The sequence below is a fragment of the Idiomarina sp. D18 genome (genome assembly GCF_057748155.1).
The window spans coordinates 1,159,798-1,183,930 of record NZ_CM173240.1; the positions used below are offsets into that span (position 1 = coordinate 1,159,798).

At 47.4% G+C, this 24,133-nt stretch carries 23 protein-coding genes and 1 pseudogene; 15 read left to right on the forward strand and 9 right to left on the reverse strand.

What is annotated here, in order from left to right:
• Window positions 1–32 precede the first annotated feature (32 nt).
• On the reverse strand, window positions 33–338 hold the full coding sequence (locus tag AC3AP5_RS05495; protein ID WP_487327158.1) for a hypothetical protein: 306 nt from the start codon (window positions 336–338) through the stop codon (window positions 33–35).
• A 160-nt stretch (window positions 339–498) separates the two neighbouring features.
• On the opposite strand from AC3AP5_RS05495, the gene AC3AP5_RS05500 reads away from it, so the two are divergent.
• A complete protein-coding gene (locus AC3AP5_RS05500) occupies window positions 499–1,530 on the forward strand; it encodes a serine hydrolase domain-containing protein (protein ID WP_487327159.1) in 1,032 nt (343 codons plus the stop codon).
• On the opposite strand, the gene AC3AP5_RS05505 is transcribed toward AC3AP5_RS05500, so the two are convergent.
• Complete coding sequence (locus tag AC3AP5_RS05505) at window positions 1,527–2,036, reverse strand: hypothetical protein (protein WP_487327160.1); 510 nt, start codon at window positions 2,034–2,036, stop codon at window positions 1,527–1,529. The genes AC3AP5_RS05500 and AC3AP5_RS05505 overlap by 4 nt on opposite strands.
• Window positions 2,037–2,235: 199 nt before the next feature.
• Window positions 2,236–3,117 (reverse strand): LysR family transcriptional regulator, encoded by an 882-nt coding sequence (locus tag AC3AP5_RS05510; RefSeq protein ID WP_487327161.1) that lies wholly within the window; start codon window positions 3,115–3,117, stop codon window positions 2,236–2,238.
• 108 nt (window positions 3,118–3,225) lie between these two features.
• Here AC3AP5_RS05510 and AC3AP5_RS05515 point away from each other — a divergent pair, with 108 nt between their 5' ends.
• The 3 genes from AC3AP5_RS05515 to AC3AP5_RS05525 all read left to right on the forward strand — a co-directional run bounded on the left by AC3AP5_RS05515 (window position 3,226) and on the right by AC3AP5_RS05525 (window position 5,733).
• Window positions 3,226–4,392, forward strand: coding sequence for an MFS transporter (locus AC3AP5_RS05515; protein WP_487327162.1), 1,167 nt, complete (start codon window positions 3,226–3,228; stop codon window positions 4,390–4,392).
• Between the two features lie 37 nt (window positions 4,393–4,429).
• Entirely contained in the window at window positions 4,430–4,654 is a 225-nt protein-coding gene (locus AC3AP5_RS05520; RefSeq protein WP_487327163.1) for a DMT family transporter, read from the forward strand.
• Between the two features lie 206 nt (window positions 4,655–4,860).
• Window positions 4,861–5,733 carry an MBL fold metallo-hydrolase gene (locus AC3AP5_RS05525; RefSeq protein WP_487327164.1) on the forward strand — a complete coding sequence of 291 codons (873 nt, stop codon included), beginning with the start codon at window positions 4,861–4,863 and terminating at the stop codon, window positions 5,731–5,733.
• Window positions 5,734–5,762: 29 nt separating this feature from the next.
• On the opposite strand, the gene AC3AP5_RS05530 is transcribed toward AC3AP5_RS05525, so the two are convergent.
• A complete protein-coding gene (locus AC3AP5_RS05530; RefSeq protein WP_487327165.1) occupies window positions 5,763–6,389 on the reverse strand; it encodes a thiol:disulfide interchange protein DsbA/DsbL in 627 nt (208 codons plus the stop codon).
• 133 nt (window positions 6,390–6,522) lie between these two features.
• Here AC3AP5_RS05530 and AC3AP5_RS05535 point away from each other — a divergent pair, with 133 nt between their 5' ends.
• From AC3AP5_RS05535 to arsB, 3 genes are read left to right on the forward strand one after another with little or no spacing between them, the layout of a single operon-like run.
• Complete coding sequence (locus AC3AP5_RS05535) at window positions 6,523–6,855, forward strand: metalloregulator ArsR/SmtB family transcription factor (RefSeq protein WP_286682226.1); 333 nt, start codon at window positions 6,523–6,525, stop codon at window positions 6,853–6,855.
• A 15-nt stretch (window positions 6,856–6,870) separates the two neighbouring features.
• Window positions 6,871–7,338, forward strand: a complete 468-nt coding sequence (locus tag AC3AP5_RS05540; RefSeq protein WP_487327166.1) for an arsenate reductase ArsC — start codon at window positions 6,871–6,873, stop codon at window positions 7,336–7,338.
• A gap of 15 nt (window positions 7,339–7,353) precedes the next feature.
• Window positions 7,354–8,373 (forward strand): ACR3 family arsenite efflux transporter, encoded by a 1,020-nt coding sequence (gene arsB, locus AC3AP5_RS05545; protein ID WP_286682228.1) that lies wholly within the window; start codon window positions 7,354–7,356, stop codon window positions 8,371–8,373.
• Here the strand turns inward: arsB and AC3AP5_RS05550 are convergent.
• Window positions 8,370–10,505: a TonB-dependent hemoglobin/transferrin/lactoferrin family receptor gene (locus AC3AP5_RS05550; RefSeq protein WP_487327167.1), complete on the reverse strand. Its 2,136-nt coding sequence runs from the start codon at window positions 10,503–10,505 to the stop codon at window positions 8,370–8,372. The two genes, arsB and AC3AP5_RS05550, sit on opposite strands and share 4 nt — an antisense overlap.
• A 138-nt stretch (window positions 10,506–10,643) precedes the next feature.
• Between AC3AP5_RS05550 and AC3AP5_RS05555 the strand changes: the two genes are divergently transcribed.
• The 6 genes from AC3AP5_RS05555 (at window position 10,644) to AC3AP5_RS05580 (ending at window position 16,416) form a co-directional block, all read left to right on the forward strand.
• The gene (locus AC3AP5_RS05555) at window positions 10,644–11,486 is read left to right on the forward strand and encodes a heme/hemin ABC transporter substrate-binding protein (RefSeq protein ID WP_487327168.1); all 843 of its coding nucleotides are present in this window, start codon (window positions 10,644–10,646) and stop codon (window positions 11,484–11,486) included.
• A complete protein-coding gene (locus tag AC3AP5_RS05560) occupies window positions 11,476–12,498 on the forward strand; it encodes a FecCD family ABC transporter permease (protein ID WP_487327299.1) in 1,023 nt (340 codons plus the stop codon). The genes AC3AP5_RS05555 and AC3AP5_RS05560 overlap by 11 nt, the downstream gene beginning before the upstream one ends.
• Window positions 12,485–13,264 carry a heme ABC transporter ATP-binding protein gene (locus AC3AP5_RS05565; protein ID WP_487327169.1) on the forward strand — a complete coding sequence of 260 codons (780 nt, stop codon included), beginning with the start codon at window positions 12,485–12,487 and terminating at the stop codon, window positions 13,262–13,264. The genes AC3AP5_RS05560 and AC3AP5_RS05565 overlap by 14 nt, the downstream gene beginning before the upstream one ends.
• Window positions 13,265–13,287: 23 nt before the next feature.
• The gene (locus AC3AP5_RS05570; protein WP_487327170.1) at window positions 13,288–14,031 is read left to right on the forward strand and encodes a HugZ family pyridoxamine 5'-phosphate oxidase; all 744 of its coding nucleotides are present in this window, start codon (window positions 13,288–13,290) and stop codon (window positions 14,029–14,031) included.
• 119 nt (window positions 14,032–14,150) lie between these two features.
• Window positions 14,151–14,588, forward strand: a complete 438-nt coding sequence (locus tag AC3AP5_RS05575; protein ID WP_487327171.1) for a hypothetical protein — start codon at window positions 14,151–14,153, stop codon at window positions 14,586–14,588.
• Between the two features lie 133 nt (window positions 14,589–14,721).
• A complete protein-coding gene (locus AC3AP5_RS05580) occupies window positions 14,722–16,416 on the forward strand; it encodes an alkaline phosphatase D family protein (RefSeq protein ID WP_487327172.1) in 1,695 nt (564 codons plus the stop codon).
• A 65-nt stretch (window positions 16,417–16,481) separates the two neighbouring features.
• Here the strand turns inward: AC3AP5_RS05580 and AC3AP5_RS05585 are convergent, their stop codons facing one another.
• From AC3AP5_RS05585 to AC3AP5_RS05595, 3 genes are all read right to left on the reverse strand, one after another.
• Window positions 16,482–18,833, reverse strand: coding sequence for a TonB-dependent receptor (locus AC3AP5_RS05585; RefSeq protein WP_487327173.1), 2,352 nt, complete (start codon window positions 18,831–18,833; stop codon window positions 16,482–16,484).
• Between the two features lie 205 nt (window positions 18,834–19,038).
• Window positions 19,039–19,308 (reverse strand): YrhK family protein, encoded by a 270-nt coding sequence (locus AC3AP5_RS05590; RefSeq protein WP_006955872.1) that lies wholly within the window; start codon window positions 19,306–19,308, stop codon window positions 19,039–19,041.
• A gap of 191 nt (window positions 19,309–19,499) precedes the next feature.
• Window positions 19,500–19,868 (reverse strand): hypothetical protein, encoded by a 369-nt coding sequence (locus AC3AP5_RS05595; RefSeq protein WP_487327174.1) that lies wholly within the window; start codon window positions 19,866–19,868, stop codon window positions 19,500–19,502.
• A 112-nt stretch (window positions 19,869–19,980) separates the two neighbouring features.
• Here AC3AP5_RS05595 and AC3AP5_RS05600 point away from each other — a divergent pair.
• Window positions 19,981–21,133, forward strand: a pseudogene (locus tag AC3AP5_RS05600) (IS3 family transposase).
• Window positions 21,134–21,639: 506 nt separating this feature from the next.
• Here AC3AP5_RS05600 and AC3AP5_RS05605 read toward each other — a convergent pair.
• A complete protein-coding gene (locus AC3AP5_RS05605; RefSeq protein WP_487327175.1) occupies window positions 21,640–22,668 on the reverse strand; it encodes a glycosaminoglycan attachment site in 1,029 nt (342 codons plus the stop codon).
• A 276-nt stretch (window positions 22,669–22,944) separates the two neighbouring features.
• Between AC3AP5_RS05605 and AC3AP5_RS05610 the strand changes: the two genes are divergently transcribed.
• A complete protein-coding gene (locus AC3AP5_RS05610) occupies window positions 22,945–24,114 on the forward strand; it encodes a MerR family transcriptional regulator (RefSeq protein WP_487327176.1) in 1,170 nt (389 codons plus the stop codon).
• Window positions 24,115–24,133 lie beyond the last annotated feature (19 nt).

The window sequence follows — 24,133 nt, forward strand, 5'->3', positions numbered from 1 at the left end:
GCTCCTATGCCCCTTTTTTTTGGCCTTAGCCTTCAAGCTAGATTCACCAAATAGCCGACAAGCCATGGCACAATTGCACATAAACATAATAGACCGACTTTTTTCCAGCGAGCTTCTATATTACTTTTTAGACTGTAAAACACCGCCGCGTACGCAGTTACTATCGACCAGCCTATGTATATAAGTAACTCAGTCAGTGCCAACCCTAAATAGACTTCTCTCATCTCGCTGGATGACATTCCCCAACTGAGAATTAGCTGACCATAAACGATGACGGCAACGGTACCAATAATAGCAATCAAAGGCATCGCATTCTTCTGCATAAACACTCGACTCATGTGCAAGCTCCTGTGTTATTAATTATACATTGTAAAACGAACTAAGGTTTTTCGAATCGAAACAAGTCGATACATTTATTCTGTAGCGACAATAATCAATACTGAGTAAAGTCGTGCACTCAAACGGCTTTCTTAAACGATTATATACGGCGATAAGCACATGAATAAAAAAGCACTTTGGTCACTCCGCATAGCCTTACTCATCGGAACCGTGATATCTCTGTTTTTCGTACCTTGGCCACTTGTTAGCACTTGGCTTGCGCCACTTCCCAACACTATTCAGCAACAAATAGATGAAGCGACGCAAGACCATTTTGACGGAATGATTGTTTACGTTCAGCAAGGACAACAACCGGCAACGATATTCACCGCGGGGTGGCATGATAGGGCCAAGCAGTTGCCTGCCGAACCTAATGCGTTATTTAAGATCGCGAGTATCAGTAAGCTTTATGTAGCGCTAGCAACAACAAAGCTCATCAACGACGGTCAGCTATCCCTAAATGACTCGCTTAGCCAGCTGTTACCTAAAGTCAGCCAGCACCTTCCAAACGCTAATGAAATTACGTTGCGAATGCTTTTACAGCATCGGAGTGGACTTCCTAACTTCACAGATACGCCCAACTACTGGTCAAATCCACCCGCAACAGCCTCGGAAAAACTAGCACTTATTATGGATGAGCCCGCTGATTTTGCGCCCGATTCCGATTATGCATATTGCAATACAAACTATTTACTACTCACCCAAATTATTAATCATACTGTGGGTTATTCGTATCAACAGTACATTACCGATCGCATTTTACAACCATTAGCACTTCAGAATACTTACTTCTCGCTCGACGCAATTAATATCAAGGATCTCATGGGTGGTTACTACGTCGGTGTACAACCCAATATAAAAGAAAATGACTACGGTTCGATGATTGCCAGTATTACCGATGTTGGCCGATTCATTCGAGCACTTAACGACGGCTCTGCATTTGCACCCGGCGAACGAGCGATTTATTCATCGGTTTACAAGTTCGAACACGGTGGCTTGATACCCGGCTATCAGAGCTTAGCCGAGTATCACCCAGACATCGATACGGTTGTTGTTCAGTTCGTAAACACGACCGATTTTGACGGATACGAATGGAACCTCTCGGAAATATACATAAACCGTATTGTGGACATCCTTAAAAAGAAGCCTTAACTGGCTTCTTTTTGTTTCGCAAACTTATCAATCGTATTGGCATCGACGTCACAAGCGGCTTTAAATTCTTCCGAACCTTCATTTTTTCCAACCTTAAAAACCGAAAACATTCGGGTCGTAACAGGGGTACGTTCGACATTCTGTTCAGTCGGTTTAAAACGAAGGTAATCTAAGCTCACGATAAGTGCTTTGGCAGCCGTTTCGTTCGGGTATGCATATTCAACTTTATGGCTGGCGACGCGTCCCTCGCTATTTATTGTATAGATAATTGAAGCACATCCATTTTGGTTGTTGCGTGCAAGTGAGCGTGAGTATTGATCAGACAACTTTAGTGTTTTTTCTTGCTCCTCAACGACCCAATAGTCGGTATAAGCCTGACCGTCTTTTTCTTTGGTTAAGTCCAAAGCATATTCGGGCTCTTCAGGTAAGTCCCGTCCCATACTTTCACATCCAATTAGCCCGAGTAAACAGATTGCTCCCGAGAGCCCAAATGCCAACTTTTTCATTTTTATATCCTTGTAAATTGAACAGATTAGCTATTTCATCATAAATCATATCAGATTGTTACCAAAAAAATTAACATATAGTAACGACAGGACCATTTATACTGATACCTGATTGTAGGACGACCTGGTAAATACAATCGACTTTAACGGATACGAATGGAATTTATCAGAAATCTACATTCATCGTATTGTCGAAAGCCTAAAGTCGAAATCGCGGTATGAAAAACGTTAAAAATGCGCTAATGCGCGACGATAACGCAGTGTTACGGTAATAAACGGCGTTTACACGCTCTCGCGGATTATCCGTTATATGATGATCGGACAACAATTTAACGAGGCGACCAGCTTTCAGATCATCAGCCACCATAAAATTCGACAAGCACGCCAGTCCATTGCCTTGCAACGCAAGTTGCCGCATCACCTCGCCGCTACTCACAGCAATATCGGGTTGCCAGAAACGTCCCTCATCTACTGGCCACACATTGAGCGTGTCGCTTTGCATAAAACCAATTTTTGTATGCTGCTCTAAGTCAGCTGCGTACTCAGGCTGACCAAACGCATGCAAATACTCAGGGCTGGCGACAATATGCAGTTGTGAACGCCCCAAGTAACTTGCGTGCATTGACGAGTCAGCGAGCGCGCCAATTCGAATGGCGAGATCCACGCGGCGCTCCATGAGGTCAATGAATCCTTCGGAGGCTGATAACTCAAGCATGATTCCTGGATACAACCTGCGAAACTCAGCAACATGAGGAGTAATTTGATGCAAATGGAAAGGCGTAGCCGCATCGACTCGAAGCCTGCCTTTGGGCTTGCCCTCCGCTTCAATTAATCTTTGTTCCGCGAGTTCGAGTTGTTCGATGCCAGGGCGAACCGCTTCAAGATAGGCTTGCCCCTCACTGGTCAGTTCCACCCGACGCGTGGTGCGCGTCAGTAGGGTTTGTCCCAGTTGCTGCTCTAACCGTTTAACAGCCCTTGAGCAGCGCGCGACCTCAATATCAAGTAACCGTGCCGCCTCACTAAAGCTCCCTACATCAGCAACCGCAAGAAACACGGCAATATCGTCAGATTTAGCTCTCATACAGCACCATTTTTGCAATTATCACAAAAGTAATTTCCACATAATGCTGTTTTTTGAGATAAAAACCAAGCGCAAACTGTGCAGCATTCAATTAACAGGAGAATTGTTATGCCTATTGCACTCTTTGCACTCACTCTCAGTGCTTTTGCCATTGGCACCACTGAGTTTGTGATTGTCGGTCTCGTGCCAACAATTGCAGAAAGTTTAAACGTTTCGCTCCCTTCCGCCGGGCTGCTCGTAAGCCTATATGCAGTGGGAGTAGCGATTGGCGCGCCGGTGCTCACAGCACTCACCGGTAAATGGAACCGTAAGACAGTATTACTCTGGCTCATGGCTCTGTTTATTGGCGGCAACTTACTTGCTTGGCAAGCGCCTTCATATGAGAGCTTAATTACCGCACGACTGCTAACAGGGCTCGCCCATGGCGTGTTCTTCTCGATTGGCTCGACCATTGCGACCAGCCTAGTACCAAAGGAAAAAGAGGCGAGCGCTATCGCGATCATGTTCACCGGCCTTACCGTTGCGTTGGTGACGGGTGTACCGCTCGGGACATGGATAGGCCAAACCTTCGGGTGGCGTGCCACTTTCTTAGTGGTCAGTTGTTTAGGTGTGCTTGCTTGGATAGGCAGCGCATTGTTAGTACCAAAGAACCTAAAACAAGCTAAGCCGGCCAAATTGACTGAACAAGCCCGCGTGCTAACGCATCCACGACTTTTATTAGTTTACGTAATTACGGCACTCGGCTACGGCGGTACTTTCTCTGCGTTTACCTATCTGGCATCCATTTTAGAAGATGTATCTGGCTTTAATTCGGGCTCTGTAAGCCTATTGATTTTGGCGTACGGCGCATCGGTCGCAGTCGGTAATATTTATGGTGGTAAACTTGCCGATAAACTGGGTCCCGTTAAGGCGCTGACCGTTATTTTCGGTGGTCTTGCGTTGATCTTAGCTACTTTTTACTTTACCGCTCACTCATCCTGGGCTGCACTCGTCACGGTGCTTATTTGGGGCGGGTTCGCGTTTGGTAATGTACCTGGGCTGCAGGTTTACGTAGTGCAGCTTGCCGAACGGCACACGCCCAATGCAGTCGATGTCGCATCGGGGTTAAACATCGCAGCATTTAATGTTGGCATCGCCTTAGGTGCCTGGATTGGTGGTCATATTGTTGCCGACTTAGCCCTCATGGACACCGCTTGGATAGGCGCTATTATCGTGCTGTTAGCGCTCATGCTAACCCGCCTGTCGGGTCAGCTTGATAAGCGCGCCGCAGCATAGAATCAATAGCCATGCTTAAAGTCTGTTGCTAATCACATTGTTTAGCAACAGACGCCTCTATTTATCGTGCTTTTGGTTACTCGCTGTAGCGATGCGTTCAATCCCCCTCGGGACCGCCTACGTGATTTGGACGGGCATTGGCGCTATTGGCGCGTTTATTGTTGGCATCGTGTTCTTATCAGAGGCTGTGACACCCATGCGATTAGTTGCCGCAGGCATGATCGTATGTGGTTTGTTACTGTTGTCATTAACCAAGCAATAACCAAGTTCCAGTTTTAAGGGCTGTTCAATCTGAGAATTCAGAGCACTGATTTAATGATGACAAACACTGAGCCGCCTATCTGTGGGATGTGCATTGTGTACTCACTATAATTTAGCTTTTCACAGATTGAAACCTAAACTACGATATGGTTATATACTTATTATTAGTGAGTATATTTAAGCAATTTTTTATTAAGAGGTAACATCATGTCAGCGCTCAAGCCCATTGTGACTCACTTTTTTGATGAGCCGACAAATACCTATAGTTATGTGGTACAAGATCCCAATTCATCGCACTGTGCAATAGTCGATTCGGTGCTGGATTTTGATTATGCCGCAGGTCGTACGAGCACCGAGTCTGCTGAACGTATCTTAAAGTTCATCAAGGATAATCACCTCACCGTTGATTGGATATTAGAAACCCATGTCCACGCGGATCACTTATCTGCCGCGCCCTTTTTAAAAGAGCATACTGGTGCCCAACTGGGCATTGGCGAGCATATTAAAACCGTACAGGAGACCTTCGGAAAAGCATTTAATGAGGGCACTGAGTTTCAGCGCGATGGCAGTCAATTTGATCACCTGTTTGCTGATGGTGATACGTTTAAGATAGGCGAGCTACAAGCACAGGTATTACACACACCAGGTCACACACCAGCTTGTTTAACCTACGTAATGGGCGATGCAGCGTTTGTCGGTGACACGCTATTTATGCCCGATTATGGTACCGCACGGTGTGACTTCCCAGGGGGCGACGCCCGCACCTTGTATCGCTCGATTCAAAAGGTCTTTGCGCTTCCCGACCAAACACGGCTATTTATGTGTCACGATTATAAAGCGCCCGATCGCGATGAATATGCATTTGAAACAACGGTGGCAGAAGAAAAACAAAACAACGTACATGTTGGCGGCGGCACAACCGAGGACGAGTTTGTAAAAATGCGCACCGAACGCGACGCCACACTCAATATGCCGCGTTTAATTTTGCCATCAGTGCAAATCAACATGCGCGCCGGCCACCTCCCACAACCAGAAAACAACGGCCAACGCTATCTCAAACTCCCCCTCAACCTGTTTTAGTAGGTCGCGCCTTTGGCGCGACGCTTGATTTATTCCTTCTCTAATAAATAACCTGCCAAGTTTATCAGGCTTGCAGTGAGGTCATCACTATCACGTAAGCTGGTCGGATTAATTCGGTACTTTCCATTCACTACAAAAGTCGGTGTCGCTCTAACGCCCAGCTTATCTATCATACGTTGCCATTGATTAAACCGCGCTGTTACCGCGAAGCTCGCGATACCCTTATCAAAAGTCTGACCGTCGATACCGTTCACAATAAATACGTTACGAATATCCTCTGGTTCTCGTAATAAGTGACCCTTTTTAAAATTGTAATCAAACATCACACGATTTATTTTCTCTGCAATATCCATTTTTTGCGCAAGAATATACGCACGAGTCATTGTACTCCCCGCCTCGGGACTCGGTGCAACTGATGCGACATGGACCTTGCTAAACTGATCGGCAAAAGCTGTTTTCATGGCGTCTGCAATGGGTTCGTAGCGATAACAGTACGAGCAGTACAAAGAATAGAATTCGACTAGACCATCGTCATTTGCCTGGTCGACACCGTCAATAACATCGTAATGAACACCTTCTTTAAACGTTTGACTCGCGGCTGGAGCGCACAAAAAAACCATAATCGACACCAGGGTCGCTTGAATAAAATATCTCATTGATCACCTTAGATTGTTATTTTTATTTACATTAATTGTTGTCATACCCTCTGTCCACCGCAATCCCAAATCATTTGACATGTGTTTTTTCATATATATGATTTACCATATATATTAAATAGGAATGGACACGATGACCCCATTACAGCTTTTTAAATGTCTATCGGATGATACCCGTTTAAAGTCCGTGCTGATTGTAAGCACGCTTGAGGAAGCTTGCGTCTGCGATCTGATGGACGCGCTGGAGCTTGACCAGCCGAAGGTCTCGCGCCACCTCGCTGAACTTCGTAAGTGCAATATCGTGCTGGGTGAACGCCGTGGTAAGTGGGTGTATTACCAACTGCACCCTCACCTACCCACGTGGGCAAAAGACATCATTACGCAGGCTGCACGCAATAATTTAGACTACTTTTCCGCGGCCCTCGAAAAGCTTAAACAGGCGAAAGCCCAAGGCGCTAGCTGCTGACTAAAAAGGTTTTTTGTGAAAATACTCTACATCTGTACACATAATCGCTGCCGTAGCATTTTATCCGAAGCGATCACCAACCACTTTGCCAGCGATCATATTCAGGCAAAAAGCGCTGGGAGCCAACCTGCGGGCGAGGTACACCCTCTTTCACTGCGCTATTTGAACGAAGCCGGCATATCGATCGAAGGGCTGCAAAGCCAGTCTTGGGATGAATTCGAAGACTTCAAACCCGACGTCGTCATTACCGTCTGTGACTCGGCGGCAGGCGAGGCTTGCCCGGTTTGGTTCGGACAATCAATTAAAATGCATTGGGGACTTGCCGACCCATCAAAGCTTGAAGGCTCCGAAGAAGAGATTGCCGCCGCTTTCCGTGACTGTATCGAAGAAATCAAACACCGCGTAAACCAACTGCAAGGGATAGCTGAACAATCTTTACCTCAAAGCCAGTTAAAACGAGCTTTAAATGAATTGGTTAATTAAAAAATAGGAATATTAATGGGTTTATTTGAACGTTATTTATCAGTGTGGGTGGCACTTGCCATCATCGCAGGTATCGCCCTGGGTATTGCTGTCCCAGGCGTTTTTACCGTTGTATCAGAGCTTGAGTATGCCCACGTTAACTTAGTTATCGCGGTGCTCATCTGGCTCATGATTTACCCGATCATGGTACAAGTTGACTTCTCATCCATTAAAGATGTCGGTAAAAAACCAAAAGGCTTGGTATTAACCTTGGTCATCAACTGGCTGATCAAGCCGTTTACCATGGCATTACTGGGGTGGCTGTTCTTTAAAGGGCTGTTTGCCGATTGGGTCGATCCACAAACCGCGTCCGAGTATATCGCCGGTATGATTTTACTGGGTGTTGCCCCCTGTACAGCGATGGTGTTCATTTGGAGTCAACTGACAAAGGGTGACGCTAACTACACCTTAGTGCAGGTTTCTATCAACGACGTCATCATGATATTTGCGTTCGCACCTATCGCCGGCTTACTTTTGGGCGTAACGGATATCACAGTGCCGTGGGATACCTTGTTGCTGAGCGTCGTACTGTATGTGTTGATACCACTCATTGTTGGCGCATTAACGCGCAAGAAACTGGATAAAGGCAACGACCACACACGCCTGAACAACTTTCTCGCGACTATGAAGCCGTGGTCGATCGTGGGTCTACTCGCGACGGTTGTCCTATTGTTTGGTTTTCAATCCGAAACCATCATCGAAAAACCGCAGGCGATTGTACTCATAGCGATTCCACTACTGATTCAAACCTACGGTATTTTCGCAGTGGCATATTTCTTAGCAAAGAAAATGAAGTTGCCGCATAACGTAGCTGCGCCCGCCTGCATGATAGGCACTTCAAACTTTTTCGAACTCGCGGTGGCGGTTGCCATCTCATTGTTCGGCCTGCACTCGGGCGCTGCACTCGCCACCGTGGTAGGCGTGTTAGTCGAAGTACCTGTCATGCTGTCACTGGTGTGGTTTGCTAACCGCACGCGACATTGGTTTAACGACTAAAAACGATATGATGCCTGTATCGCAAATGACCGACCGGGCTGGCTATACTGCTCGGTCGGCGCATCTGCTGACAGTCCTGCGACACGTTGATAAGGCACATAATACTTATCGGTTACATTGAGTGCCGCCAAGTTCACCTGCCAATCGCCCAAACGCATTCCCGCCAAAACGTCCACAGTGGTATAGCCTGCCGTTTCGATATAAGGTCCTGACTCGGCCGACGCACTCGGTACATCATCCATGGCAGCAACCGCATTAACAATACCTCGGATATGCCAGTTATCAGCAAAGTAACCAAAGGAGACATTACCTGATAGCGGCGATAACGAGGTCAATGCCTCACCCGTCGCATCGTTCTCACCCGTTACGTAGGCAGCGGATGTATCGACACGCACGAAGTCAGTGAGCCAATGCGTCACACTCACTTCAGCTCCCTTTATCGTCACCTCATCTTGATTCACATACTGATATTCAACCCGATCAACGCCTGGAATATAAGTGGGGCTCGTGCCGACAACCGCAGTCTCGATAAAATCATCAAAGCGACTGTAAAACGCGGCTAGGTTCCATCGCGTGGTGTCATTACTGAACTTTAATCCCGCTTCTACGGCGCGACTGCTTTCTGGCTGTAAGTCGGGGTTAGGCAAGATAGCATAAAACGGCTCAATACCATGGCTCTGATAGGCTTGGTCATGCGGTGGGATCTTAAAGCCCTCGGCGTATTGCAGATAGCCGCGTATGCCCGACTCAAAGGTATACACACCCGCTACTTTAGGTGAAAATGCCGTCTCGTTGATATCTGCAAGCTCAGACATATCGTACAGCGTGTTCTCATTTGGGCTCATCTCATAGTGGTCAACTCGCGCACCAACAATCAGTTTAAAGGCGGTCTCTTTAAACGTGATGTTATCCTGCAAAAACACACCTGTAAGCCATGTTTCGGCGCCGGGGAAGGCTTTCTGCGGCTCATTATCTTGCATTACTGTGCCATCGCTCGCGATACGTGTCTTGAATCGCGGTCGCTCGGTGTCGTAGTAATCAGCATCAAAGCCATACACGAGATCGTGACGTGTTGAGGCGGCATCAAGTTGCTTTTGTGCCTGCCAACGCACACCCATGATCCGTTGTTCAAAACCATAGTCATTGTAATCGGTATACGCGCCCGCTTGGCTCGCTCCCGCGCTGACCTGGTCGCTGCCTTGCTCATAATCCGTCAAATACAGCTGCCAATGCTGCGAGTCAGCAAATGTGTTGGGCTGATTACGCTGATAGTCCACCGAAAGCGCCGTTTGACGATTGTCGTCGTCGGTTTGATTAGTTTCCGCAATAAACTGTTGAGTGTTTTGCTGAAAGTGGTCCAACGTAAACCTCAGTTCATCATCACCGATATCAAGCGCCCATTTAGCTAACACACTCTGGCTGTCGTAATCATAACCGGGCAAAGATTCCTCATAGTTCTGTGTCTCCTCGCCTTGTCGCGCGGACACCTGAATCATCGCACTAGAGCCATCGAACTGCCGAGCTCCGCTAAAACCGAGCTTTGTCTCATCAGTGAGACCATCAAAGCCAAAACTCAAGCCCGCTGCACTGTCATTGCCGTTTAACAAATCACTCGGATCGGGCGTTGATATTACAATCACGCCACCTAAACCGTCAGAGCCATAGAGCGGTGATGCGGCCGCTTTCGCCACTTCAATTTGCTGTACCTGCGCAACATCTAAGTAACCGCGCCCCACTAAATAACCGCCTCCGCCTGCGTAGGCATCGTTAAGTCGACGACCGTCTTTAATGTACACCACCCGATTACCACCGATTCCTCGAATCGATAAGGTTTGTGCCTGCCCTTGGGTTCCCGTCGACTGAATACTCGGATCATAGCGGAACACATCCGCGAGACCATTACTCACTTGCACATCAATATCGTCTGCCGAAATAACACTCACTGCACCGGCGACGTCTTCGAGCTTTTCTTCGGTACGCGAACCTGTGACCACTAAAATCTCATCAACGCTCTGGTCGGCTGCAGGCAAATTCACTTCTGCGGCATACACACCGCTGGTCATAGTTGCCGCGATGGCAGCCGCCAATAGCGAAGGTTTAAAAAAGTCAGTTTTCTTAATCCAAACGTTCACAAGCTTCTCCAATTTCTTTGAATGACAAAACAGGCATCGTGAAAACGCATTAGATCTAAACGAAAACTATTTGCATTTGCAACTAAAACTTACTATTTTATTTTACGCAATCGCAAATCAGAACGATAAGAGGCTCCTATGACGCGGCTTTACAGAATATTGAAACACTCGTTGCTTATATTGGCAGCAGCCCTGCCCTTGCTCACTCACGCGCAAACCTCACCTCAAGGCGGACTTATTACCGCAGGTGGCACGTTAACCGATATCGTATTTGCTGTCGGGGGCGGCGACAAAGTGATTGGCGTGGATACCTCAAGCACCTCACCCAGTGCTGTGCATAAGCTCCCTAAAGTTGGTTATTACCGCAACCTGTCCGCAGAGGGCGTGCTCAGCTTTAATCCGAAACAAGTATGGGTACTCGAAGGTGCCGGCAGTGAACGCGCATTAGCGCAAATCGAAACGGCCGGTGTACCTGTTAGCGAATTCAGCAAACCCACAACGCTATCTGAACTGTATACACTTATTCATCAAGTCGCCGACCAACTCGGTACACCGGAGCGCGCTGAGCCCGTAATTAACGGCATTAAAGACAAATTTCATCCCGTTTCGCGTGTGCAACCACTCAGTGGCCTTTTTGTCTTGCAAGTATCTGAACGCGGTGTTGTCGCGGCGGGTCGCGACAGCGTACCCGATTTACTATTCAGCCAGTCGGACATTACCAATGTGGTAGACCATAAAGGCTTCAAAACCGTATCGCGGGAGCATTTATTGGTAAACCAACCTGACTTTATCGTCGCCCCCTCGCACGTCGTCGATGCCGCTGGGGGACGCGAGCAATTCTGCCAAAACGCAACCTTACAGTTATTAAACGCGGGGCAATCCTGCCAGCTATTGGTGATGGACTCGTTACTCGCACTGGGGATGACCACGCGCATTGCCGAAGCACATGAGGCGCTTTTAGCGTATGTCGATGACCTTTGAGCGACGCCGTTGGTTAATTGCCGGTACCCTCGGGATCCTGGCAAGTAGCTGGCTGCTGTTATCGAGCGGCCCTGTGCTAAGTGATTGGCGGCTACCGCTGATGTGGTTGCCCGGCTTCGGTACGCCCATGAGTGAACTCGAACTAACTGTCGTCACACAATTGCGTTTACCGCGTTTGGTTTTGGGGCTCTTGGTGGGCGCGGTATTGGCGCAAAGCGGCACAGCCATGCAGACCTTGTGTCGCAATCCACTGGCTGATCCGGGCCTCATCGGTATCTCTGGCGGCGCCGCAGTATTTGCCCTCGCAGTGATCGCATTGGGTGAACAAATCGGTTTACAAGGCAGTGTTTGGGTCTCTTTGGCCGCCTTTCTGGGCGCCCTACTCACCACCTTTGTTGTCTATCGCTTGGCAGGCGGTAAAACAGGCGTCGATGTCGCCACCTTGCTACTTGCCGGTGTGGCAATTAACGCGCTAGCCGGCTCCTTACTCGGCTTATTAAGTTATTACGCTGATGACGATGCACTGCGACTCATGAGCTTTTGGCAAATGGGTTCACTCGCGGGTGCCAGTTGGCAGCAGTTGCCCTTAGGCGTGGTGCTCATGGGTGTTAGCTCAATCGCACTATTTATGTTGCGCAAGCCCATTAATACCCTGCTGTTAGGTGAGCGCCAAGCACGTTACTTAGGAGTAAACACCGTGTCACTTAAGCGGCAATTGATTATTTGGGTGGCATTAGGCGTGGGCGGCGCAGTAGCACTTACCGGTATGATCGGCTTTGTCGGTTTAATTATACCGCACATCGCTCGCATGCTGGTGGGCGCTAATATTCGTTGGCTGATGCCTGTATCCATGTTGTTTGGTGCCGCAGTTTTGGTACTCACCGACTGGATCGCTAAAACCATCGTTGCGCCAGCTGAATTACCCATCGGGATAATCACCGCCGCAGTGGGCGCTCCTTTCTTCATCTATCTGCTCATCCAACAAAAACGGAGACTTCATGCTGGATATTAATATCACTCATGTTAACTACGGTCACAAACGGCTCTTGGGCGCGTTCGACCTATCCCTTGAAGCAGGCGAATTTGTTGCTGTGATTGGTGAAAATGGCGCAGGTAAATCCACCCTACTCAATACGTTGGCAGGCGAACTCGATTACCACGGCAGTATTCAGCTCAACGGCCGCGAACTCACAAGCTGGATACCGGCCCAATTAGCACCCGTTCGCGCGGTGATGGAGCAAAAACTCAGTGCGCCGTTTGGTCTCACCGTCGCAGAGCTTGTCGGCATGGGGCGATTTTGGTCTCATGAGCCTGATTATGCAGCACACCAACGCGCACTGAACTGGCTCGAACGGCTGGATGCAGCAAAGTTTGCCGAGCGCACCATGGATACCTTGTCTGGCGGTGAGCAGCAACGAGCACATATCGCGCGTTGCTTGTGTCAGCTCGACGTCACTGTGCCCGGTGAGCAAATGCTGCTGCTCGATGAGCCGACTTCTGCGCTTGATGTCTATCACCAACATTCCGTGCTTGCAGAACTGCGTCGTTTTACTCAGCAAGGTAATTTAGTTGTCGCAGTGATGCATGACCTTAACCTAGCTTCGCTCTATGCGGACAACATTTTGCTGCTCGCCGACGGCGAACTTAAGCATTTTGCCAAACCCGAGGCGGTGTTCCGCACCGAAATACTTGAACAAACCTATCGCAGTCCGGTCTACATCAGTGAGCACCCGAGCATTCGCAAGCCCATGATTTTTACCGAACCCAGACACCTATAACAACGAACTTTAAGAGGTTAAAAATGAACGAACGTCAACAAGCCGCTCAACAAGCACGGGCGCTTGCACAACGCAATAGCACCGCTGTCTTGTCGACTTTATCAAAGAAACTCGGTGGCATGCCGTTTGGTTCCGTATCGCCGGTGATGCTGACCGATGAGGGGCATATCGTGTTTTATGTCTCTGATATTGCCCAACATGCGCGCAACCTTAATCAAGACAATCGCTTGAGCGTCACGCTGTACGATAGTACCGATAAAGGTGATCAAAATACCCAAGGGCGACTCACGCTCAGTGGTCATGCCCAAGTGATTGACAACAATGACTTGGCCGAACGCTACTACCAACGCTTTCCAAGTGCCGAAGGCTACAAAAAAGCACATGATTTTAAATTTTGGCAGCTCAACGTAGAGCATATTCGCTTTATTGGCGGCTTTGGTGAGATATTTTGGCTGGAGCCGAACGAGTGGTTAGTATCCGCGCCCGAGTGGGATCATAAAGCGGCACTTGGCATGATCACACACATGAATGAGGATCATGCCGATGCCTGTGCACTTATCTTGCAACAACAGTTAAACCAACACGCTCATGAGAAAGACACAACGTTCGAAGCGGGCAGTGTCACTATGCGCAGTGTTTACCCAGACGGCTTTCACCTCAGCTACGATGAGCGCTCCTTTTTCATACCGTTTGAAGCGATTGCGACTAATGGCCAACAAGTGCGCCAGCAACTCGTTAAAATGACCCATCAAGCACGCGCCGCATGATACGTAAAGCGTGCGCTGCGGCGCACGCATTGATGTTTGCGAGATCAAAGCGCCTCTTTGTGTTAGTCTTTTTAAACTTTTCCGCTTTATAGTCAAGAGTTAACACAAGGATTTGAGTCGTGGACAAACGAATAATGGGTATGCTCGGTGCGGCACTTTTGTTTGTGGGTATGTTTTTACCTGTATTCAGCATGCCAACTATCGACGATATTACGTATTTTCAAAACGGTCGGTTTGATCGCATTATCGTCCTCTCAGCCTCGGTGTTTGCCATGTACTTTGCCTTTGCACGGAACAGCAAGGGACTTGTAGCAACAGGTGCTATGAGCTTAGTGTTTGCAGGCTACAGTTTTATCGATATGTACCTACAAGTACGCGATATGAAAGCAAGCATTAGAACCGAATCGGTTAACTACGAGTTCGAGGGCTCAATTGATACGATCCTCAATACCATTGAGCTGCAATGGGGCTGGTATGTGATCGCAGCCGGTGTCCTGCTTATCCTTGTAGCAGGGTTTGTCAGTGATAAAGCAAAACACAGCAAAAAGCGAGCATAACGCCTAAGTGAGTATCCGTAGTATTCGCTTGTGCGGCGTCCTTTTAATAATAGTTACGCGTCGTTAATCTGTCACCGCATTGTCACACTGGCTCGCTAATCTGCTATCACGCAGAAAAAAGGGAGCCTTTGCAATGCTTGATATCAACCGTCGACATTTTTTGAAAGTAGTCGCCTCGGCAGGAGCCGCCGTAACCGTATCCACCGCTTTAGGTGGCTGTTCATCGCTGGTGCGTGCCGATAACGCGGACACCGTTGACTTCACTCACGGTGTGGCGAGTGGTGACCCGACTACAAACGCGCTGATGCTATGGACCCGTGCAGTACCTAAAAATAACGCTAAGCCCGTTATTACCCTAGGTTGGGAAGTGGCGCGTGATCCGAGTTTTAGCGACATTATTCGCAGTGGTACCGCAACGACCTCTGCTCGCCGCGACTATACCGTTAAAGTGGATGTGCAACAGTTACCCGCTGGCATGTCGCTTTATTATCGCTTTGTTGGGCATGACCAATACTCACCCACTGGCGAAGGTGCCACGTTACCTCAACAAGGCATTGACGCTATTCGTTTAGGGGTATTTTCTTGTTCGAACTATCCGGCGGGTTTCTTTAACCCCTACCATCACGCAAGCCAAGATGACACTATCGATTTTGTGTTGCATTTAGGCGACTACATCTATGAATACGGCGCCGGTGGTTATGGCTACGACGATGCCGAACGCATTGGTCGCACCTTCCCGGATAACAACAACAAAGAGATCGTCTCGCTTGATGATTATCGCCGACGTTACGCGCTTTACCGAACAGACGAAGGATTAAAGGCGTTGCATGCCACCAAATCCTTTATTGTGGTGTGGGATGATCACGAGATCGCCAACGATACATACAAAGACGGTGCACAAAATCATCAACCCGACACTGAGGGTGATTTTTACCAACGCCGTGCCGCAGCCATTCAAGCCTATTATGAGTGGATGCCGATTCGCCCGCCACAAGGTGATGCTAGCCTACAAATTTACCGTTCGTTTGAGCTCGGTGACCTCGCCAACCTGATCATGTTAGACACCCGCATTATTGGTCGCGATAAACAATTAGCGTACGCTGATTTTACCGATGCCAGTACCGGCGAGTTTGATAACCAAGGTTTTCAGGCGGCCATGCAAAGCGATCGCAGTATCTTAGGTAAAAAACAACTGCAATGGTTGGTCAATCAATTGGCTCAGTCAAATGCGCGTTGGCAGATCCTCGGGCAGCAACTGTTGATGGCTCGCATGAACTTCCCTGCCGCCATTATTGGCTCTAAAGATCGCTCCACCATCGCCAATAAACTGCTCAATGCCGCCCAGCTCAAGCAAGCGCGTGCCAACGGCCACCTACTCACTGAGCAACAGCAACGCTACATTGATACCGTCACGCCATATAACCTCGATGCATGGGATGGCTATGCAATGGAGCGTGAAGTTTTGTTTCAGCAGGTAAAACAAATGGGCAAAAAGATCGTCGTCTTAGCCGGCGATACGCATAATGCCTGGCACAACCATCTCACCACGCATACGGGTGAGCAGGTCGGTGTGGAGTTTGGTACCAGTTCAGTGTCATCGCCCGGAATGGAAACCTATCTCGGCCTTGATGATGCCACCGCAAAAAAACTAGCGCAGGCATTACCGACTGTTATCAAAGATCTGCAATACACCAACTTGCACGAACGTGGTTACATGGTCACCCAGATCAGTAAAGATGCCATTGATAACGAGTGGCGATTCGTTGATACCATCAAATCAAAAGATTATCAGCTGAGCGGGACACACCGAGCACAATTCCGCGGTTAGTCACACAGCTCAAAAAAAGCCGGTACGCGCTTCCATACACGTACCGGCTTTTTTGTTTGTCATGCTTACCATTCGAAGCGCTGACGAAACTCGAGGTAAACTAAGCGGCTGGGTCCGGCAATAAACGTCGGGTTACCAAAGCTTCCGCCCGTGTTGCCAGCATCAACAAGGTAGTCCTTATCGAGTAAATTACTACCCTTCAACACTAAGCTCCAGCCCGCCTGCTCGTCATACAAACCGACGCTGCCATTTAACAACGTGACGGCGTCTTCCTTAATTGGAATACCAGCAATCGGCGCGTTCGCAGGCTCAAAGAAAATCTCAGAGCGGTAAGTCGCAACTAAAGAGCTACGCAACATCAAACCATCACTGACCATCATATCGTTCATCAGACCTAAGCTGGATGTCCACTCGGGTTGTAATCTAAATCGGTTGCCCGCTAACTGTCCGTTATTCGCATCGTCATCAATCTGCGCATCCAAATAGGCGACATGACCAAAGAGCTCGAGCTGATTAGAGAGGTACGCGGTAAATTCAGTTTCAACACCCCAGTTAGTCGCATCACCTGCATTATCGGTATAAAAGTTACCGGCATCATCTTGCAACGTCACCTGAAAATCTGAATAGTCCTGATAAAAGATCGAAGCGCTGTAATTAACTGCATCAGCCCAGTTACCTTTGATACCCGTCTCGTAGTTCCAAATCGTCTCAGCGGGGATCTCGGACGAATCGGCAACCACCTCGCCCTGCTCGTTAAGTGTTGAACTTACATCCACGACAAACGAACGTTGGCCTTTAGATAGGGTCGCGAACCAATTGGTATCCTCATTGATCGCGTACAACACATTGAATCGCGGGAGTAATGCACTGTCATCACCGGAGTCACTCAATACCGCGCCTCCCGTAGAAACAGTCGGTAGCAAGGGTTGCGTAGGCTGTCCCAATAAAGTCAGTAATTGGCTATTAGGCATGATGGCCGCAAAGCCGCTTTCGCGTGACTCGTCAATATATCGCAGACCACCTGAAACAGTGAGTTCGTCGCTGATATCATAAGTTATATCAAAGAAAGCCGACCAAGAACGGTTATCACCCGTATTGGTGTAGCTGCCTTGGTACGCAATTTCATTGAGTGCTCCACCCGTTAATACAGGCGTAAGCAAATTGACGCTGCCGTCTTCGTTAATACACGGCAATCCAGTACCTAACGCACCCACACAGTTAAAGTAGATTGATTCCTCGGTGCTAAATGGCACACGTTGAGAGCCTTCTTCGCTGAAATAGTTAGCGCCCCAAAGAATAAACGCGTTATCCAATGTATGGCTAAAGCGTAATTCTTGGCTCCACTGCTCGCCTTGCGCATCTTCAGCAAACTCCAAGAACCACGCCTGGGTGCCATCCGCATCAAAAATCTCTAACGAATCAAATTCACGATAACCGGTGACCGATGTCAAAGTGGTGGTATCATTTAGACGCCAGTCAACCGTTAAGTTGAAGTCATCAATGGTGCGATCAAGACCCAACTTAGGCGCACCAAGTACTTCTTCCGAGTAGGGTGAGCCCGTCATTTCAACAAAACTATAAGGGCTGGTATCACCACCGGTTGGTGCGTATATGCCGTTTTTAAACGCAGTCCCCGTGTCATCATTCTTTTCGTAGCTATAGATAAAGTCGGCAGTAACCGCCTCGTTCGGTGTATAGCGTAACGACAGACGCGCACCCGTACGTTCAATACCATTCATATCATCTTGCTCAGGCGCGATGTTATCAATGTAGCCATCTCGCTCACGATAACTGAATGCTAAGCGCCCTTTCAGATCATCGCACGCCAAGTTAATAAAACCCTCCGCACGACGCTGCGACAAGTTGCCCGCTCCCAATGCCAACTCGGCATTATCAAAATCATCTGGCTTGCGAGTAATCACGCTAATAGCACCCACTGCTGCTGCAGTACCAAATAGAGTCGCCTGAGGCCCTTTAACCACCTCTACACGCTCAATATCAAATAGCTCAAAATAAGAGCCACGTGAACGCGACACATCGACACCGTTGTAGTAAATCGAAACACGCGGAGAAATTTGTGACGAGCCGCTATCGGACGTAATCCCACGGATCACAAAGCCCGGGTTGTTAGGACTTTGCTCCTGAATCACCAGGCCCGGCGTCAGATCCGAAATCATATCCAACTCGCTCAATCCAAGCTCTTCTAAACGCTTGCCATCAAACGCTGAAATGCTCGCAGGCACATCCACTATCGATTGCGTGCGTTTTTGCGCAGTCACTTCAATTCGTTCGAGTTTATCTTGGGCATTGTCTTGTTGTTCATCTTGGGCATAACTCAGCGCCGGCAACGAAGCCAAAACGGGTAACGCCAAAACCAATGCGCGCGTAATCACGTTGCGTGTAAAAGTGTATTTCATATCCAATCATCCGTTTGAAAAGTCTGCGCAAAAGATAGGTGGCTTTAATGACAATTCAGGTGCGGATAAATGACAGAATGCTGAAATTATTGTGTCAACGAGGCAAGCTTTATAAGCTGATTTAGAAGTCTCAAATAATACTTGAGCTACTATGCCTGACGAAAAGGCATACTCCTGAGGGGAACTGCAGATTAAAAGTTGGGGCTTAACGCCCCTGTTGCTGCTTATTAAACACCCTACCCGAGTGAATTAAACTGGTTAGTTTGATGAACGGCTTAATGATCAACTGAGCGCTGCCTACGATAAACAACCACGTCCCACTATCCACTAACGACTCGTTTAAAAAGAAGAAGCTACCGATTAAAAACCAGACTGCGATGAGCAAGTCGTTTAGCGCGCCTAATGCTTCATACCGGCGTTGAATAACGATATGCCGCTTTCCTAAGTCGAGATCTAACTCCGTGTTTTGGGTCATGGTATTCCTGTATGTCGTTGGATATTACATTTAAGCGTTTCGTTAATATCCCACGGGCGTCGCTGTTGTCGCAAGTGATTGGGGGGGGGTGAATTATCGATAAGTATGGTTTGGTCTGATTTGTGTCAGGAGCGGACGTTAGCGCCGCCAACACAGTCACGAAAACCAGAGCGAGGCGGCAATTCTTGTTGTTACTCTACTTCATTTGAATTTCTAGGCTCGTTGTTAGTAGCATAGGAAATACCCGCTGCAGCAACTCCTGCACCAACAAGAAGGCCTCCGATTATTTCACCAATACTAAAATCAACGTTAACCGTCATAGTGGTAGTTAAACCTATTAGTGACAACCCAGCTATTAGAGTAACCGACAATAAGAGGACTATGAGATATGGGATATTCACCCTTGATGTTATTCGATCTAGAAATCCCACTTTTTCTGATGGTTTTCCAAATTCTATTTGAGCCTCTAGGTCGATAATCCTTTTTCTCAGTTTTTGAGTTTCAAATGCTGACTTTCTCTCTTCTGCCTCTTCTTCATTTCTCTCGAGTGTATTTATCAACACTGACCTTAAAATACTGTGTCTGGTAATGCTTGAATTTAGTCGACTGGGTTCTACCCAGATTTTACGGACACATCCATAAAGAGGCATAATGTGCCCATAAGGAGTGTTCATGACCAAACGAAGAAAATACAGTACTGAATTTAAACGAGAAGCCGTTGAGCAGACTCGACAGCCCGGAGTCAGTTGTCGACAGGTTGCACTGGAAATTGGTGTTAACCCAAATATGCTGTCCCGATGGAAACGCGAGTTAGAAGAGGCTCCTGGTAGTGCTCACAAAGGCTCAGGCACGCCACGCGACGAAGAGGTTGCTCGGCTTAAGCGCGAGTTGGCCCGGATAAAAAAGGAGCGTGATTTTTTGCGCGAAGCGGCAACGTTCTTCGCAAAAGAGTCGTCCTGAGATATCAGGCGATCGAACGTTGTCGCGAACAGTTTCCGATACGCTTAATGTGCCGTTGTATGAAAGTCTCAGCCAGCGGCTATTATGACTGGGTAAATCGCCAACCGTCGCGTCGTGCCGTTGATAATGAACGATTGCTGACGCGTATTAAAGAGATCCATGAAGATAGCGGCGGTATTATTGGTGCGCCGCGCATGCATGAAGATCTTAAAGAAGAAAAGGAAACGGTCAGTCTTAATCGCGTTGCGCGATTAATGGCATTGCATGGGTTACAAGGTTGGCCGCGCAAAAAAGGGCGTGGTCGCAAAACACCATCTCAGCGCCCGGATGGTATTAAAAACCACCTGGGACGAGACTTCAAAGCCCTTGAGCCGAATACCAAGTGGGTAACTGACATAACCGAAGTGAAAACGGACGAAGGAAAACTTTATCTGTGTGTTGTGCTGGATCTGTTTAACCATGTCGTTGTCGGCTGGTCAATGCACCACCGGCAGGATAGAAAAATGGTTCTGCGAGCGGTGGAGATGGCAGTCTGGCAACGTCCTGAGGCGACACAGGCAATACTGCATTCGGATCGTGGAACGCAATTTACCAGCGGCGATTATCAACGGTACTTAAAAAACAACGACTTATTGGGGAGCATGAGTGCTGTCGGACATTGTGCCGATAATGCGGCTTGTGAAGGCTTTTTCGGTATGCTCAAACGCGAGCGCGTGAACCACCGGAAATACCGAACCAGAGACGAAGCTCGTGCCGATATATTTTTTTACATCGAGCGGTTTCATAATCCAAGAATGCGACGTAGAGTAGCGAATCAAGACAGGAAGTTTACAAACGTTTTAAACCGTCCGTAGAAACGGGGTAGAACCCACTTAAATCCTCTGGCCTTCGGTTGGAAATTATGGACTTAAGGGTTGAATTATAATTATTTTCTTCCCATGAATAGCTTCTCTCACTCTCTAGAAACAGTTCTGACAAGTCTTTAATTTGTATAATTTTCAAGATGAACTCCACCTGCCTATCCCGTCTAACCCGGCCATCGCAGGATCTGCATTCATGGAACAAGTATTTAGTAATCAAACCAGCTAGCCGATCTTCTAGATTCATCATGAAACCTCAGTTTATTTTTGCTTAACGCCCGGCACAGGCGGCTCGTGTAGTGGCGGAGGAGCAACAACTGGCTCCTCCATCACTTGTTATGAAAAATTACTATGCGTGAGTTGATCTAAAGCTCTCCAGTTAAGGAAAGCCACCTTTTGACGTACGATAATTCAAGAACCGAGTGTATTCAGGGAAAATAACGTACGTTATTTGCTCATTGCTGACCTTCAGTTTTGTGTTAGGAGCGGAGATTCAGTAACGCCTACATCGTCAATCAGGTTTTATGTTTAAAGACATTAAAGATCTCAGTAGCAAAAAGTCATCTGGTGCCTCAAAGTCCAACTCGCCATCTTCTCTTACAAAACCTTGTGCCAATCGCTCATGATAAAGAGTTTGCGGATCTAAGGGGCAAACCGCAAATGGATTATGGAATATACATAACCCATCCAATAGGTGCTCGCTATACTCAGATTTCTGGGCTAGTTTAATTATCGGGTGAACATGTCCTGGGTTAGGATGATAAGTTCTATAGATTGTCATGGCCTCCGGGTTATCAGCAAGCGCCCTTACTTTACCCCATGTAGCAAGACTGCTAAATATCACTGCACTAACATCCGAATACTCAGGCGTGCAAAAGTAGCCAAGCTCGATATTTGCATTTTCATTCTTAACTACGCTATTAACGTTATAGCTTACTATCTTGTTGGAACCCGACTCTATTGTTTGCATCTCATCATGATAAAGCCCATAAAGCGCAGCAATTACAGGCCTCATTGCAGGCATGTGAGAAAACGGACGATCAAATGACGCTATAGCTATTACAAATGGCTTGTTTTGGGATTGTGGCAACTTTGAATATCGTTCTCTAAGCTTCCTTACTTTCGATGTAAAACTGTTGCAAAATCTTATGGTTGCCTGTTGATTGAAGTGATTGAAGTCGTCAGGCAATGCATCCATTGCGTATTCATAAGCTGGTGATTCCCCCTGCGCCGGCGCAGATATGGTTGCCTCTATACAAAATTCTTCCCGAGCACTCACTACGAAATCCGGAGCATCGAACCCAAAATCGTTTTTCGCGTTAATTTCTTTAAGAAATGCATAAAGGTATAGCTCCCATAGACAGGGTTCGAAGCTAGTCTGAAATTCGTGACAAAACTTGCCATCTCGGTCCTCGAAGCCCTTGGACCAATCGAGCAGAACTTTTCTTTCTGCTTCATATTCACCGTTGCGAATCATTTTGTAGACAGGATGCTGTGCTTGTGTTTTAGCCACGTCATCAAATAACGGCAGTTCTTTCATGACATCCAATTCCAACTTGTAATGTTCACCGCACAGAACCAGGTTTTACCTAACAGCTTAATATACTGGCTGTACAAAATTAGCTTCCATGCACGTTAGATTACCTTACAAGTTTAGAAAATCCAATGTCGGCTCCTCGCTCATAGCGGGCAGTATCATCAAAGCACGCAAGTTTTTTTCAATTGCTCTTTAATGCAATACACATGTTCTTTCACTTGACCTATCTACTGCTTCATAGTTTAAAGTCAAACGTCTAGCTTACATTTTGGTTGCTTTATGTATCACATTTCAGAGCTTGGCGAGATAGTGGGGCTCTCTCGCTCAGCGCTTCTATATTACGAAAAACTCGGTCTGATAAAGGGAAAGCGTCAGCGAAATGGATACCGTGTCTATAGCGACGAAGACGCTCAACGCATTTGCCTTATTCAAAACCTGCAGGCGGGTGGACTAAGTTTGCAGGAATGCAAAGCGTTCGTCGATAAAAAACTTGACCCTTGCGTGCTGGAGAAGCGTTACCAGCGGCTTAGTGATGACATCGAGCAAAAGCAACAAGCAAAAAGTTTATTGGCAGCTCTGTTGGGAAAGAGCAGCTCAAAATCGTGGCATCAGTCGTTAATGAGAATTGCGCCAGATGCCCACTTAAAATGGTTACAAACACAGGGCTACTCTGAAAAAGAGGCGCTCAGACTCAAATGGTTGTCTAAAGATATGAATGCACACGAACAATATATGCAAGATTTTTTTGAAGTATTTGACGGGTTAGAGCGTTGGGGGCCAGGTACTGATGAAGATACGTTGCATGCTCTTAAGATGCTACCCAACAAACCACATAATTTACTAGAGATTGGTTGCGGGAAAGGAGCTGCCACATTAGTGCTAGCGAAAGCAATAGATGCTCAAATCACGGCAATTGATAATGAACCATCGGCATTAGACAGGTTAACTGAACAGTTAAGCGTCAACGGGTTAAAGCACCAAGTGTCGTTACTTAATATGAGCATGACCGATATCGCACTACCCGATGAGTCTTTCGACGCGATTTGGTGTGAAACATCGATTTACGTGATGGGAGTTGAGAAAGCGTTGGCATCCTGGAAGCGTCTGTTAAAGCTCGGTGGGTTCATGGTATTTAATGACTTAGTTTGGCTTGCCGACAAGCGCAGTGAAGCTGCTACTGAGTTTTGGGCCGCCGAGTATCCGGACATGCAAACAATTGCCACGCGTAAGTCACAAATTGAAAAGGCAGGATATGAACTCGTCGATACGTTTATTCTCGATGATAAGGGTTGGCATGACTATTATGAATCGCTGGAGCAGCGACTTGCTGAGTTAATGCCGGAACGACCAAAGTCAGAAGCATTTACTGATATAGCGGCTGAAATTGCTATCTACAAAAGCTATTTGGCAGAATTTGCCTATCAGTTTTTTATCATTAAAAAAGAATAGTTTACCTGGAGTCGAGAGA

Coding starts and splice junctions, on each gene's coding strand:
- AC3AP5_RS05495 (WP_487327158.1), bottom strand. CDS start 338: ATGAGTCGAGTGTTTATGCAGAAGAATGCGATGCCTTTGATTGCTATT.
- AC3AP5_RS05500 (WP_487327159.1), top strand. CDS start 499: ATGAATAAAAAAGCACTTTGGTCACTCCGCATAGCCTTACTCATCGGA.
- AC3AP5_RS05505 (WP_487327160.1), bottom strand. CDS start 2,036: ATGAAAAAGTTGGCATTTGGGCTCTCGGGAGCAATCTGTTTACTCGGG.
- AC3AP5_RS05510 (WP_487327161.1), bottom strand. CDS start 3,117: ATGAGAGCTAAATCTGACGATATTGCCGTGTTTCTTGCGGTTGCTGAT.
- AC3AP5_RS05515 (WP_487327162.1), top strand. CDS start 3,226: ATGCCTATTGCACTCTTTGCACTCACTCTCAGTGCTTTTGCCATTGGC.
- AC3AP5_RS05525 (WP_487327164.1), top strand. CDS start 4,861: ATGTCAGCGCTCAAGCCCATTGTGACTCACTTTTTTGATGAGCCGACA.
- AC3AP5_RS05530 (WP_487327165.1), bottom strand. CDS start 6,389: ATGAGATATTTTATTCAAGCGACCCTGGTGTCGATTATGGTTTTTTTG.
- AC3AP5_RS05535 (WP_286682226.1), top strand. CDS start 6,523: ATGACCCCATTACAGCTTTTTAAATGTCTATCGGATGATACCCGTTTA.
- arsB (WP_286682228.1), top strand. CDS start 7,354: ATGGGTTTATTTGAACGTTATTTATCAGTGTGGGTGGCACTTGCCATC.
- AC3AP5_RS05555 (WP_487327168.1), top strand. CDS start 10,644: ATGACGCGGCTTTACAGAATATTGAAACACTCGTTGCTTATATTGGCA.
- AC3AP5_RS05560 (WP_487327299.1), top strand. CDS start 11,476: ATGACCTTTGAGCGACGCCGTTGGTTAATTGCCGGTACCCTCGGGATC.
- AC3AP5_RS05565 (WP_487327169.1), top strand. CDS start 12,485: ATGCTGGATATTAATATCACTCATGTTAACTACGGTCACAAACGGCTC.
- AC3AP5_RS05570 (WP_487327170.1), top strand. CDS start 13,288: ATGAACGAACGTCAACAAGCCGCTCAACAAGCACGGGCGCTTGCACAA.
- AC3AP5_RS05580 (WP_487327172.1), top strand. CDS start 14,722: ATGCTTGATATCAACCGTCGACATTTTTTGAAAGTAGTCGCCTCGGCA.
- AC3AP5_RS05585 (WP_487327173.1), bottom strand. CDS start 18,833: ATGAAATACACTTTTACACGCAACGTGATTACGCGCGCATTGGTTTTG.
- AC3AP5_RS05590 (WP_006955872.1), bottom strand. CDS start 19,308: ATGACCCAAAACACGGAGTTAGATCTCGACTTAGGAAAGCGGCATATC.
- AC3AP5_RS05605 (WP_487327175.1), bottom strand. CDS start 22,668: ATGAAAGAACTGCCGTTATTTGATGACGTGGCTAAAACACAAGCACAG.
- AC3AP5_RS05610 (WP_487327176.1), top strand. CDS start 22,945: ATGTATCACATTTCAGAGCTTGGCGAGATAGTGGGGCTCTCTCGCTCA.